Source organism: Kitasatospora sp. NPDC051164 (assembly GCF_044455625.1).
Taxonomy (GTDB): domain Bacteria; phylum Actinomycetota; class Actinomycetes; order Streptomycetales; family Streptomycetaceae; genus Kitasatospora.
In genome coordinates, this window is record NZ_JBITFB010000011.1 from 91246 (window position 1) to 104012 (window position 12767).

General features: G+C 70.1%; 8 protein-coding genes and 1 pseudogene. 3 read left to right on the plus strand and 6 right to left on the minus strand.

Features of this window, described 5'->3' with window-relative positions:
• Positions 1–5: 5 nt before the first annotated feature.
• The gene (locus ACIBEC_RS17890; RefSeq protein ID WP_360493109.1) at positions 6–3080 is read right to left on the minus strand and encodes an amino acid adenylation domain-containing protein; all 3075 of its coding nucleotides are present in this window, start codon (positions 3078–3080) and stop codon (positions 6–8) included.
• Positions 3077–3925 (minus strand): hypothetical protein, encoded by an 849-nt coding sequence (locus ACIBEC_RS17895; protein ID WP_360493112.1) that lies wholly within the window; start codon positions 3923–3925, stop codon positions 3077–3079. The genes ACIBEC_RS17890 and ACIBEC_RS17895 overlap by 4 nt, the downstream gene beginning before the upstream one ends.
• Before the next feature lie 655 nt (positions 3926–4580).
• Here ACIBEC_RS17895 and ACIBEC_RS17900 point away from each other — a divergent pair.
• Positions 4581–5076: pseudogene (locus ACIBEC_RS17900) on the plus strand (integrase core domain-containing protein); the annotation flags it as partial.
• A 449-nt stretch (positions 5077–5525) separates the two neighbouring features.
• On the opposite strand, the gene ACIBEC_RS17905 reads toward ACIBEC_RS17900, so the two are convergent.
• Together ACIBEC_RS17905 and ACIBEC_RS17910 are read right to left on the minus strand one after the other, a co-directional pair.
• Positions 5526–6869, minus strand: coding sequence for a helicase-associated domain-containing protein (locus ACIBEC_RS17905; protein ID WP_360493115.1), 1344 nt, complete (start codon positions 6867–6869; stop codon positions 5526–5528).
• Positions 6866–7504, minus strand: a complete 639-nt coding sequence (locus ACIBEC_RS17910) for a hypothetical protein (protein ID WP_360493118.1) — start codon at positions 7502–7504, stop codon at positions 6866–6868. The genes ACIBEC_RS17905 and ACIBEC_RS17910 overlap by 4 nt, the downstream gene beginning before the upstream one ends.
• Here ACIBEC_RS17910 and ACIBEC_RS17915 point away from each other — a divergent pair.
• Entirely contained in the window at positions 7503–7706 is a 204-nt protein-coding gene (locus ACIBEC_RS17915; protein WP_360493121.1) for a hypothetical protein, read from the plus strand. The two genes, ACIBEC_RS17910 and ACIBEC_RS17915, sit on opposite strands and share 2 nt — an antisense overlap.
• A gap of 111 nt (positions 7707–7817) precedes the next feature.
• On the opposite strand, the gene ACIBEC_RS17920 is transcribed toward ACIBEC_RS17915, so the two are convergent.
• Positions 7818–8924: a hypothetical protein gene (locus ACIBEC_RS17920; RefSeq protein ID WP_360493124.1), complete on the minus strand. Its 1107-nt coding sequence runs from the start codon at positions 8922–8924 to the stop codon at positions 7818–7820.
• A 495-nt stretch (positions 8925–9419) separates the two neighbouring features.
• Here ACIBEC_RS17920 and ACIBEC_RS17925 point away from each other — a divergent pair, with 495 nt between their 5' ends.
• On the plus strand, positions 9420–10784 hold the full coding sequence (locus ACIBEC_RS17925; RefSeq protein WP_360493127.1) for an endonuclease domain-containing protein: 1365 nt from the start codon (positions 9420–9422) through the stop codon (positions 10782–10784).
• Between the two features lie 277 nt (positions 10785–11061).
• Here ACIBEC_RS17925 and ACIBEC_RS17930 read toward each other — a convergent pair whose 3' ends face one another.
• Positions 11062–12654, minus strand: coding sequence for a DUF4365 domain-containing protein (locus ACIBEC_RS17930; RefSeq protein WP_360493130.1), 1593 nt, complete (start codon positions 12652–12654; stop codon positions 11062–11064).
• Between the last annotated feature and the right edge of the window lie 113 nt (positions 12655–12767).

The following is a 12767-nucleotide window of genomic DNA, read 5'->3' on the forward strand; positions in this document are numbered from 1 at the left end:
TCCGGTCAGGCGGTCCGGCGCAGCCGGTCGACCAGCGCGGAGGGGGTCGGGTTTTCGAACATGTCGGTGAGGGCGAGCCGGACGCCGGTGAGGTCCCGGATCCGCTGGGCGAGCACGACCGCCAGCAGCGAGTGCCCGCCGTTGGCGAAGAAGTTCGCCCCGGCGTGCAGGTCCTGACGCTCCAGCAGCTCGGCGAAGAGCGCGGTGATCGCCCCGGTCAGCTCGTCCTCCGTGGCCGCGGCGGGGCCGACGGCGGCCGGGCCCTGGTCCTGCGCCGCGAGGGCCGCGAGGGCCAGGTAGTCGACCTTGTCGCTGCCGGTGCGCGGGAAGGCGTCCACCGCGACGAACCGGTGCGGGATCACCGAGCGCGGGAGCAACTTGTTTGCGTGGTCCCAGAGTTCGTCGACGGCCTCGGGCCGGTTGGGCACCCGGACGAACGCCGCCAGCGAGCCGTCCGCCCCGGGGTCTCCGACGACGACCACGGCCGCCGCCTCGACGTCGGGGTGGCCGACCAGCACGGCCTCCACCTCGGCCAGTTCCACGCGGTTGCCGCGCAGCTTGACCTGGCGGTCGGTCCGGCCGTACAGGTCGATCCGGCCGTCCGGGCGCCAGCGGCCGACGTCCCCGGAGCGGTGGAAGCGGCCGTACTCGGTGTTCTCGCCGAAGCGCTCGCCGGTCAGCTCGGGCCGCCGGTGGTAGCCCTCGGCGACGCCGATCCCGGCCACGCAGAGCTCGCCGCGCAGGCCGATCGGCAGCGGGCGGCCGTGCGGGTCGGCGATGAAGATCCGGGTGTTGGCGACGGGCGCGCCGACGTCCACCCGGCCGGTGCGGTCGGCGGTCATCCGGCCGGCCGTCGCCCAGATCGTGCTCTCGGTCGGGCCGTAGACGTTCCAGAGGTCGGCGCCGGCCGCGAGCAGCGTGTCGGCCAGTTCGGCGGGCAGCGGCTCGCCGCCGGTCAGGATGGTCCGGCCGGCCGTCAGGTCGGCGTCCTCCCGTACGACCAGCCGCCAGGTGGTCGGGGTGGCCTGGAGGAAGCCGATGTCGTGGGCGGTGACGGCCGCCGCGAGGAGCGCGCCGTCGGTGCGCGCCTCGTCGGGGAGCACCACGGTGTGGCCGCCGTGCAGCAGCGGCATCATCAGTTCCAGCGAGGACGTGTCGAAGCTGTACGTGCTCAGCCAGCCGGTCGGCCGGGGGGATCCGGCCACGCCGAACCGCTCGGCGTAGTCGACGATGTGGTTGACCAGGCTGCGGTGCGGGATCGGGATGCCCTTGGGGCGGCCGGTCGAGCCCGAGGTGTAGATCAGGTAGGCCAGGTCGTCGGGCCCGACGGTCACCGCGGCCGGGTCGACCGGCACCTCGGGGGCCGTGGCGCAGTCGGGCGCGGCCACCGCGCGGGGGCCGTCCGGCGCGGTGATCCCCGCGCCGACGATCACGGTGCGGGCGCCGGCGTCGTCGAGCTGGTGGGCCAGCCGCTCCTCGGGGTGGTTGGGGTCGAGCGGCAGGTAGGCCGCGCCCGCGAGCCAGGTGCCGAACACCGCGGCCGCGAGGGCCGCGCCGCGCGGCAGCAGCAGGGCGACGACGTCGCCGCGCCGCACGCCGGCCTCGGTCAGCCGGGCGGCCGTGTCGACGGCGGCCGACCACAGCGCGCCGTACGTCACCGCGCTGTCGCCGTCCCGGACGGCCAGGGCCTTCGGCTCGGCGGCGGCGCGCCGGGCGAAGCCCGCGAGCACCGACGGCGGTTCGACGGCGCGGTCGGTCGCGTTGGCGGCGTCGATGACCGCGTGGTCCCGCTCCGACCAGGTCGGCAGCGAGGCGATCGGCGCGTCCGGTTCGGCGCCTACCGCGACCAGCAGGGCGTCGTACCGGCTGACCATCAGTTCGACGTCGGATCGATCCAGCACACCGGTGTAGAACACCGCGCGCACGGTGGCCTTGTCCTTGCTGGCGGAAACGAAGAATTCGAGGTCGAACTGGCTGAAGCCGTTCTCCACGACGACGAGCTCGGCGTCGGTTCCGGCAATCGTGAAAGCGCGCTGGTCCTCGACGTAGGGAACGTAGTTGAAAACGTGCTTGAACAGCACGTTGCGCCAACCGGAACCGTCCCGTTCGACGACGTCGAGCAGATCGTCGGCGGACACGTCCTGGTGGGCCATCGCCTCCAGGAAGGTGCGACGGGCCAGCGCCGCGAGATCCCGGAAACTCGCCTCCCGGTCGAGCATCAGGCGCAGCGTGACCAGGTTGCTGTGGTAGCCGATCGCGTCCATCGCCTCCCGGGTGCGGGAGTTCACCGGCGAACCGATGGTCAGGTCAGGGCCGGCGCCGTGCGCGGCCAGGAGCACCGCGTAGGCGGTGAGCAGGACCACCGACTCCGGGGCCCGCAGCTCCCGCTGCAGGCGGCGCACCACCGCGTGGGCCTCGGGCGACAGCACGTGGGTGACCTCGTCGCCCCGCAGCGTGGTGACCGGCTGCTCGGCACGCTCGCACCACAGCTCCAGCCCGGAGGACCGGAACCCGGCCATGGTCTGCGCCCAGTAGCGGCGGCTCTTCTCCGACGCCTCGGGCTCGTGCCAGGCGGGCACCTCGACGGGCTCGGGGTGCCCGCCGGCGAGCACCGCCTCGTACAGGGTGACGAACTCGGCGCGCAGGATCGCCGTGGACTGGACGTCCGACACGGCGTGGTGCAGGGCCAGGCAGTACACGTCGTGGTCCGGGCCGTGCAGCAGCAGGGCGCGCACGAGCGGGCTGCCGTCCGCGAGGAAGGGGCGGGCGACGAAGGCGGTCAGGGCGGCGAGTTCCTCGCCCTCACCGAGGTCGGCCTCCTCCAGGTCGACGGCCAGGGAGGCCGGGACGGACCTGGTGAGCTCGGCGTCCTTGCGGTGGAAGACCGTCCGCAGCACCTCGAAGCGCTCCAGCAGGAGCTGGGTGGCCTTCGCCGCCGCGGCGGCGTCGAGGCGGCCGTGCACCCGCAGGCCGAGCGACAGGTTGTTGGCACCACTGCCCGGGACCAGCTCGTCGAGCAGCCACAGGGTGGTCTCCTTGCGGGACGCGCGAACGGCCCCGCCCGGTATGTCGGGGCTCACGCGCCGCCCTCCGGCCGGGCGGCCAGCAGGCCGGCCACGGTCTCGGCGACGGCGGGGGTGCGCAGGAGGTCGCGGTGCTCGACCTCGAAGCGGTGCTCGTCCGCGATGACGATGGGCGCCACGCCCGGCGTGGTGCGCATCCGGTTCAGGCCGCTGCGCTCGCTGCCGGAGGTGACCACCGTGGCGCGAGCCCAGCCCGGCCGCGGGTCGAGGCCGGAGGCGGCGCACAGGTAAGCCATGAACGAGCCGACCATGGCAACCAGTTCGTCGGCGTAGTCCTCGGCCAGCCCGGCCCGGAGCAGGGCGCCCCGGCCGATCGGCGTGAACACCGAGTACAGCTCGGCCGCGAACTCGGCCGGCTCGATGCCGGGCTTGGCGGCGAGCAGTTCCGCCGTCCCGGACAGGTTGGCGATCTCCTCCTCGGTCAGGATGGTCGTCATGTTGCCGACCACCCGCCCGAACTGGAGGTGGGCGGTGGGTACGTCGACCAGCTCGGGGTCGAACACGATCACCGCGGGGGCGACGGCCTGGCGCTCGGCGACCTTCTCGGCCAGGGCGCCCGCGAACACCGAGCCCGCGCAGTAGCCCATGACCGCCCGGACCGTCCGTCCGGACGCCTCGATCTCGGAGAGCCAGCCCTCCAGGTACTCGTCCGGCGAGGCGCCGGTCTCGGGGGCGCGGACCGGCGCGACCGTCTGCCAGAGCGAGAAGTCCGGATTCAGACCGGGCGCCAGCTCGGCGAACCCGCCCTCGTTGCGGCCGGTCACCGGGAAATCGGCGGCGAGCACGATATCCGCGTCACTTCCGGCGTCGAAGACGACGTTCCACACGGCAGGGTTGGGCATATTGACTCCCCCGATTGTCAACGATGAGTTGCCGGGTAATTTCACGGGCCTGACGAGGCCTCACCGGCCCGGGCCACCCCGGATACTAGATCCAGCTGATCAGCCTGTCCACATCAATCGATCAAGACCAATCACGCCTGATCATGATGCGCCTTACGCGACTTTGAGCCATGGGGGAGGGTTTCGGACACACGCGACAAGATCGCCATTACCCAGAAATCCGGCACGCCAAACATTCCCTTGCTGAGAAAGTGCGCGAAATTCCCGGAAAATCGGCGGAAATCCAGTGGATCACACACCCGATTCCGCCCCAAACGCCCCCTGCGGAGGGGCATCGCGCCACCGGGAACTGTCCGAAAGTCTTCGCACCGGCCCCCACCGCGCCGACGGCGCCCGCCAGGGGCCCGGAGCCCACCGCCGGCATCCGCCGCAGCGTCGGAGTTGACGGGACATCACGAGCGGTATCGCCCCGTCGGCAACCTCATCTGACGCTACGTCCGCCGGTCATCACGCCCGACACTGCGGGTGCCGATACATCATCCGCGCAGGTCGCGGCCTTGGCCGTCGATGTTCGGATCCGCTCGGCGCTTCCCCGGCATCTTCACCTGCACAGGGCACCAGCGGCATCATGATCTGTCGTGCTGCCGCGTCTGGCCAGCTACGGCGCCTCTTACTGCTGGTCCGCCCGGACACAGTCCTGCGGTGGCACCGCGACCTGCTCAAGCGACGCCATGCCGCGACCTGCGCACCGACGCGTCGCGGGCGCCCGCCCACCGTCCGCTCCATCCGCGCCGGGGCCAGATTCCTGATCCGCGACCGCGACGCCAAGTTCACCGCCGCCTTCGACGCCCTGCTGACCGACGCCGGACTCACTGTTGTCACCCGGCATCCGGATACCGCGAATGAACTCCATCATGGAGCGCCGGATACAGACCTGCCGCAGGAAGCTCCTGGACCGCACTTCGATCTGGCACCAACGCCACCTCCTCCACGTGCTCCGCGAGTTCGAGACCCACGACAACGAGCACCGGCCCCACCGAGCACTGAAGCAAGCCGCGCCGCTCCGTCCCCCACCCGAACCGATCGACGTGCCAGCGCAGATCAGGCACCTTGAGATCCGCCGACAAGACCGACACGGAGGAACCCTGTAGGAGTACCAACACACGCCGCGTGAGCAGGCCGGATGATCTATCGGCCCCCGCACCCGCCGGAGTCCCCCGGCCGTCACCTGCGGCTCGTGCGCTGACACTGTCTCGGAAACGGCAAAAGCCCCGCTGGCCTGGACCTTCGTCCAGTCAGCGGGGCTCCGACATCACTGTCGGGACGACAGGATTTGAACCTGCGACCCCTTGACCCCCAGCGGTCGAAAAGGTGTCCGCCCAATGTTCACCAGTCCGAATCCCGCAGGTCAGGGCCCATCCCGTCTGCCACGCATGACGCGTGATGTCACCTCATGGCGCCCAGTCCGTGAGAGGCGCGTGAGAGGCCGGTGGGCCGCAGCGAGCTTCCTCACTGCGGCTCACCTCCTTCTGGGTCGGGCTTCGCTTCATCGCCGGCGCGCTGGTTCGAGGCTGTTGCTTCGGCGAGCGGCGTCCGGTGGTCATCGAACCTGGTCCAGCGGGTACCCCTGCGCGAGGGCAGCCTTGCGGAAGGCAGCGAGCCGGTCGGCGGGGACGGCGAAGTGGCGCTCGCCCAGCCGGGTCGCGACGGTGCGCAGGCGCCGGTCCCCGGCCAGGAGGGCCGCCACCGCAGGGTCTGCGCATTCGATCAGGTGGACCGGGCCGGTGTCGCGGACCTGGCCGAGGCGGCGGGCTGCGTCGTCCAGGAGTGTCGTGACGGTCTGCGGCAGCGGATGCCGGCTTGCCGACTCCAGGTAGCGGCGCAGCTCGGTGAGGTCGCGTCCGGCGTCGGTGGCTCGGAGCAGGGAGCGGTGGGTGAGGCTCCAGACGTGGTCGCCGGTCTTGTCGGCGAAGGCGTCCAGGAGCAGGGCGTCGGCGAGGGCGAGTCCGTCGAGGGCGGCGATGTCGTGGTTGGGCAGAACGGTGATCCGGCCGGGCCGGGTTGCCGGTTGGGGTTTGGGGCTGGGGGTGTAGGTGGCCGCCTGGTCGGTGGCGTAGGCGCCGAGTGGGTTGAGGCGTAGGGCGAGCAGGCCGTCGTAGCGGCTGAGTTGGTCGAGGTAGTCGCCGCCCCAGTTGTGCTGGTAGTCCGTGCGGGCTCCGGCGGGCGGGATGTAGTCGATGTCGATCAGGCCGAGGACGGCCGCGTATTCGAACAGCACGGCGAGGGTGTAGCGGCCCTGGAGCAGCGGCCAGTCGTGGTGGCCGTCGTAGCCGAGGCTTCCGTACTGGGGGTCTTCCAAGTACAGCTTCCACAGGGCGCGTTCGCTGCGGGTGATGACGGGGTCCTGGCCGGCTTGGTTCATCTGCGCGAACAGGTCGTCCGCGGTGATCCATTGGCCGGCGGTGCGGGTGGTGAGTGCCTGGCCGACGAGTTCGCGGCGCGGTCGGGCGGCGGTGAGGACGTTGGCGGCGCGCTGGCCTTTGATCTCCTCGATCCGGGAGAATTCGTCCAGCAGGGTGTTCTTCAGCCAGCGCTGCCACAGGGCGGCGATGGTCTCGTGTGTGGGCTTGGCGAGTGCGGTGCGGCCGCGTGGGGTCAGCGTGAGCCTGCCGGCAGCGATGGTTGCCAGGCCGCCGGCCTGGAGGAGCAAGGGCCAGGCGAAGGCGGCGATGGCCTCGTGTTCGTAGAAGTCGCCGTCGTCGAGGACTTCGGTGATCGCGGCGACGGTGGCCGCGCTGGGCCTGCGGGTCTTCTCGCTGCAGCGGAGCTTGCCCGTGGCGCACAGCTGGAGCACGGCGGCCAGGTTGGCCTGCGCCTCGTGTTCGGTGGCGCGGATCCGGCGTTCCTTCTCCTGCCGGTCATCGAGCTGGTGATCGATGCTCACAACTGTCCCATGGCCACGGTGTAGCGGAAGCCGTCCGGGCCGCAGGACCGTTCCAGGATGTGGACGATCTTCCGGGCGTCGTCGTGCGGGCCGGAGACGTAGAACGGCTTGCCCTCGCGCCCGAAGTCGATCGCGGGCTCGTCGCCCCGCACAGGCCCGAGGTAAGGGGCGGTGTCCGCGAAGCCGGGTGCGGGCGAGAAGCCGAGGGAACGCGCGTACGCGACCGCGCCGTGCACGATTGTGCGAGCCTGGTCGAGCTCGATGCTCAGCGGCGGCAGGTCGAATGCCGAGTAGTACCGGCGCAGGTATGTGAGGAGTGAGCCGGCTCCGATGACCTCCGGCTCGACGATGTTCTTGACGCCCAGGCAGTGGACGTCCACCAGGAATCCGCACACCGTTACTCTGCTAGACCGCTCCTGGCGGGCCGCCAGTACCTGGGCGAAACCTGCCGTCTCCGAATTCTCGGCGGCGTGCGGGTCGGCCGCCGCCCACGCGGGTGCGGCGGCCAGTCCCAGGCCGGCGCTCCAGCCCGCGTTCACCCAGCACCCGATCACCGGCCGATCCGCCGGGGCCGTCCCTTCCGCCAGGCTCTCGGCCGCCTGTCGCAGCAGCGCACTCGCCTGCGTGGGGCGCATGCCCAGGGCCCTCGCGATCTGCTTCGGCCCGCTCCCGGCTGCCCGCAGTTCCAAGACCCTGGCCAGGACATCGTCGCTCTCCATCACCCGGGCATTGTCCTTCAACCCCGGACACCGGAGCGCCCACCCCTGGTCGTTCAACCCGAACGGCTGGCGCATGCCCCAAACCGCCTCCGCCGCCCTGGCGGTGGCGGTACGCTGAGGCGTTCCAGATCCGGCTTCCCGTCATGGGTCGCCCCGCTCGTATCAACCAGTCGGCTTCGTCCAGCCGCGGTCACGGGCGCGCGACCGGGCGGTAGCCGTTCCCGGCGAGTCAGGCCCGCGCCCGACCGCGCTGCCGCTCCTCGGCGAACAGGTGGAACCGACGCAACTCGTCCTCACGGCGCGCCAGCACGTCCTTGAAGCGGCGGAACGCGCCACGGCCGGAGATCGCGATCTCCAGGCGATCCGCGAAATCGGCGTCACCGATCGTGGCGATGAACAGCTCCACGTCCCGGTAGCCGTCCCGGGAACCCTCGCACCACACCGGCAGCCACCGATCAGGATCCTCGTCGTCCTCCGTCTGCTCGCCGGAGTCGACCAGCTGAGGCCAGCAGTCACCGGTGGTGAGGTCGATCCGGCCACCGCCGAGGACCGGGTCGCCTTCCAGCAGCCCGGACAACTCTTCCAGATCCACCGGCAATGGCCTGAGCGGTGGCACCGGGCCGCGCCCCAGGGCAGCCGCAAGCTGCCGCGCCAGCTCCGCGTCCCCCGCCCAGTCGCGCCCACCGAGTGCGGCGATGCACCGCTCGGCCAGGTCCGCCGCCCCCGGCACCCGCGCGGTCACCGCGTCGCCGACCGCATCTCCGACCTGCTGCAGAACCTCCGCGACCGGCTGCCCGGAAAGCAGCGCAACCAGCGCCGCCCCGTCGCAGGCATGCCGCGCGGCGCGCAGCCGCCGCAGATTCTCGGCGCCCGGCGTGCCGAGGCAGCCGGTGACCACCTCGAGGTCGACGGCGAGCATACGGTCACGCACGGCATGACGGGCGATCATGGCGACGAGTTCCGCCGTGTCGAGAGTCCCGGCGAGCATACGGAAGCGCCGCTCGGTGGGATCCACGGTCCGCCTGTCAGTGCCGGACTCGGGCAGAGTGTTCCAGGTGAAGCCGGCGCGTACAGCAGCCAGTGCCGCCGCGACCGTGTGCGGGCACAGCACGGTGGCACGGCTGTCGGGGCAGTCGCACTCACCCGTCAGGACGCGCCCCACGACGCCGACCCAGACCTGCCAGGTCCGGGTGCCGTCCACGACATCGGCGTTGGCTCCGCCGAAACCGGGCTCCAGGTTGCGCACAGCGCCGGCGGTCAGCAGCTTCTCGCCGCCGCAGTACGCCTGCGCAGACGCAGCGGCCCGGACAGTGTCGGTAGCGATGCTCAGGGCCATGCCCGTCATCCAACCCTGCCCGGCCGAGCTCCGGGTGTCAGGTCCACGAACGGGTAAATCCTCCGTCCACGCCCATGGCCCAATCGCGCACCCGACGTACTCGGGATCACGTCAAACGCCGTCGGGCGCCGAAAACAGATCCAGCCGCCTTCCCCGGGCCGTCCGCCCGTATCCGACCAGCCTCGCGACCTGGTCATCCGGCTCGGCGCCGAGAACCCCCGATGGGGCTCTCGCCGCGTAGCGCATCCGCGCGTACCTGAGAAGCCGCCACCGCCGCGCCTACTTGGAGGCTAGCTGAGCGTGGACGACAGGGGACAATCACGAGCTCGGCGAAGCACGGGCAGCCGCTCACACGGACCTCAGGGAGCGTCGGGCAAGCCTCTGCCCGGCTCTGGGCAAGTCTGCGCCGTAGTTGGTGACGGGCGACGTCCGGGCGCTGGACGGCCGTCGCCCTCAGGTGTGCGGATGTCAGCGTTGCCCGTTAGCCTCCCGGGTATGCCACACCGCGCCATACCGCGCCACTCAAGCGGCCTTCTCGCCCTGGCCGCCGCGGACGCTTTGTGGGTCGATTTGACGGCCGGCAGTGCTGTGCCGACGGCTTCCGGGGCGCTCAGCTGCTCTCCTGCTGATCCCGGGGCGGGGTACGTACTGCTCGGCGAACGCGCGGTGGCGACGGTGAGGGGACCGGGCGGCCGGTGGAGCGTTGACGAGACCGACGTACGGCGGGCGGCGACGGAGCTGAACGCGGTCGAGGTGAACCTGGATGACCTGGTCCGCGTCGGTCCTTTCCGCGGCTCCCTGAACCCGGAGCGCAACGACCCACCCACACTGCGGTGGCGTCAGCGCATCGCCCGGGAACAAACCAGCGCACAAGACCCTGGCAACCACGGGCGCGCACCGCGGCACGACAACGGCCAGTTGCACCATCTGGGCGGGATCGACTGGCGCCGGACCTTCGTGGAGCGCACCCGCGACCAGACGGCGCGAACATGGTGGCTGCCACGGTCCGTGGTCAGGGTGCTGGACGCGGCCCAGCACACCGAAACCCAGTGGCTCCAAGCCGCACGGACCTGCCGGGACTGCGCGGCCGTCACCGACCGGTCCTCCGGCCAGTGGCGCGTCCACACCGCAGACGGCCCGCAGACGATCTGCCCCGACTGCCGCACTTTCGCGCTGCGCCCGTACAACGGCGAGCTGGAAGGCCACCTGTACTCGACGCTCAGCAGGAAGCACGGCTTCTCCCGCAAGGTTGCCGCGTGGGGATGCGCCGTCTGCCGGACAGCACCCGCCGCCGCGCTCGACCACTGCCACGAACACGGCTACGTCCGAGCCCCCGTCTGCCAGTCCTGCAACACGCAGGAACGACCCGACCACCTGTACAGCAACGACGTACGCGTCGGCGACCGCTACACCCGCCTCTTCCACACCCATGCCGACACCTGGCTCCGCCACTGGCACCGCTGCCCCGGCTGCCGCGCCCGCACCACACTCCCACTGCCACACCTGGCCGCATGGACCGCCCACACGGCCAGCCAGTCGCTGCGCCCGACCCATCGCGCCCCTAGCAGCTCTCGCGGGCGCAAACCCTGCGGTGCGCTGCGCGCGTCCTGGACGGGCAGCCAGAACACGTCCGGCTCCTGCCTGATCACCGTCGCCGTCGACTTCTGCCCCTCCGGCGAACACCGCGTCCTGGCGCAAGTCCCCTACCGCGAAGCCGCCGAACGGTTCCGTACTTGGCTGGCCATCACCGCCCCTGTCGTGGCTGCCGCGGCCGGACCCGGACGCCTGGACGGCATCCCCGCCCAACAGTTCCGGCCCGTCATCGCGGACACCAGCAGCGAGGGCCTGATGCTGTTCTGAGCCAAGAGCGGCATGCGTATCGGACGGTGACGGGGTTCGCCGGTGGTGCCGGGCGGCGAGCAGGGACGGGGTCAGGCCGGAGCCTATCTCGTCAACCTCCCACGGCACCTGATCCCACCCTCATGACACGGAGTCCGTAAGAGAGCCGGGTGAGTCGCAGTGACTTCCTCCCTGCGGCTCGCCTCGCCGGGGATCGCATAGGCATGCCCAGTGAAACGACTTGAGATAGCCAGTTGTATGGATCAGCAGTCATGGTCAGCCGCAATTGCTCAGCAGGTCATGGGTTCTGCGTATGCCTCGCCATGGCAATTGCGCTCTCAATTTCTGCCTTAAGGTGTTCGATTTCACGGTTGGCACGCCGCGCGTATGACATTGAGCCTGAGTCTTCCCGGTGTGGCCGTCCGCTGGCCATGCTTAGGCGTTGGTCAGGCGCAGGCGGGTGGTCTCGTACGACAAATTGGATATAACCGTGAAACATTGCCGTGGCTGGCTTGACGATGACGTGGTCAATCTCTCGGACGGTGAGCGATCGAATGCCTTTCATACGTGGGCCATAGCCCTCCTTGCGGATGGTGACGGTTTCGCCGTCGAAGTTGATGCTCCCGAGCACACCTTTAACGGTGGTTAGTCTCTGCTGATTGCTGGATACAACCGGCGGTGTGCCGGCCTCTACGGGAACTGCGTGCGAGAGCAGCTGGCCTCCTGCTGGTGTGGCATCAGCGCTATCGTTCTGCTGCTCTTCCTGGTTCCGTGCGGTGCCGGCACCGGAGGTGGGTGCAGACTGCGGGCCGGCAGGCGGCTGCTCGGGTGATATGCGGCCGGGCATGGTCGCGTCTGCGTCCCGCCACACCGTGCGAAGCCCGGCGACGAAACCGTCGAGATACGCCCTGCTCGGAGTAAAGGACCAACGGTCGTAGCCGATCGGGTCGACCAGGGCTCCGAGGTGATCGGCGAGCAGCGGCAGCCATGTTGGCCTCGTGGCGCCCGAGGGGGCTTGTCCCATCTGTATGTCTCGCCACCCGTTGCGCCAGCCTTCCAACCAGCCTCCGAAGTCGAAATCTCGGTTGGCAAGCTCATCGAGAGCCAGCCAGCCAAGGTGAGGTGCTAAGCGCACTCCGTCCTGGTAGCCGCGCTCTCGTGCGCGTTGGCGATCGGCCTTCAATGCAGCGACTGCCGCGTCGAGATCGGATGACGGATCGGCCGGGTCATGCTCGGCGGTGACGGTGCCCCTCTGCTTCGACTCCGGACCAGATGCCGTAGGGGCCTTGTGCCCGTTCGCGGTTGTAGCCGCGCTCGCGTGCGCGGTGCGTTGCGCGGCCTCCGACAGGGTTGACCGGATGGCGAGATTCAGAATTCCCTTGGAAGACATACGGACTACGGCGGGTGATTGGCCTGCCGCCTCGTCCTCGCCGGCGTGCCACCCACCCTGCGCGTCAATGAACTCCTGAAGCTCAGCGATAAATCCGTGGAGAGATCCATCGGTCAACTCATTGGCCCGCGGAACCTGAATCCACGTCGCTTCGCTGCCACGCCGCAATTCCTTGGTGAGGTTGACCCAGAAGAGTCTCTTTTCGGCGCGGTCGTAGACCACGCCCACCACAGGGAGCCGGCTCTCCTTCCAGTCATCCCGATGGTCGCCGACAGGGATAGCGTAACCGTTGGCTCGCTTGTACTTCTGGCCGCTCTTCACCTGGACAGCGACGACGTGCCCGGTACGCCGGCCTTCACTGGCGAACCCAACGTATAGGTCTTCGCCGTGATCAGCACCCCCGTCGATCTCGTGGACGAGGTGGTCATGCTCCTCAAGCAGCGTTCGCAGGGCGTTGACTCCTGCACGCTCGATCTTCCGGCTCGCGCTGATAGTAGCCACGAAGGGCACCTCCCCCGACACGTCCCGCTGCTCGATGCAGCGTAGCTGCCGGGACCGACCGTCATGCCCGATCGTCGGGCATCGTGCTCCAGGGTTGGGCGAGCGAACCATCT

Excerpts from the sequence above, each read along its gene's own strand:
- ACIBEC_RS17895 (WP_360493112.1), bottom strand. The coding sequence starts at position 3,925 with ATGCCCAACCCTGCCGTGTGGAACGTCGTCTTCGACGCCGGAAGTGAC.
- ACIBEC_RS17915 (WP_360493121.1), top strand. The coding sequence starts at position 7,503 with ATGCCCAGGGCCCTCGCGATCTGCTTCGGCCCGCTCCCGGCTGCCCGC.
- ACIBEC_RS17910 (WP_360493118.1), bottom strand. The coding sequence starts at position 7,504 with ATGCGCCCCACGCAGGCGAGTGCGCTGCTGCGACAGGCGGCCGAGAGC.
- ACIBEC_RS17920 (WP_360493124.1), bottom strand. The coding sequence starts at position 8,924 with ATGGCCCTGAGCATCGCTACCGACACTGTCCGGGCCGCTGCGTCTGCG.
- ACIBEC_RS17925 (WP_360493127.1), top strand. The coding sequence starts at position 9,420 with ATGCCACACCGCGCCATACCGCGCCACTCAAGCGGCCTTCTCGCCCTG.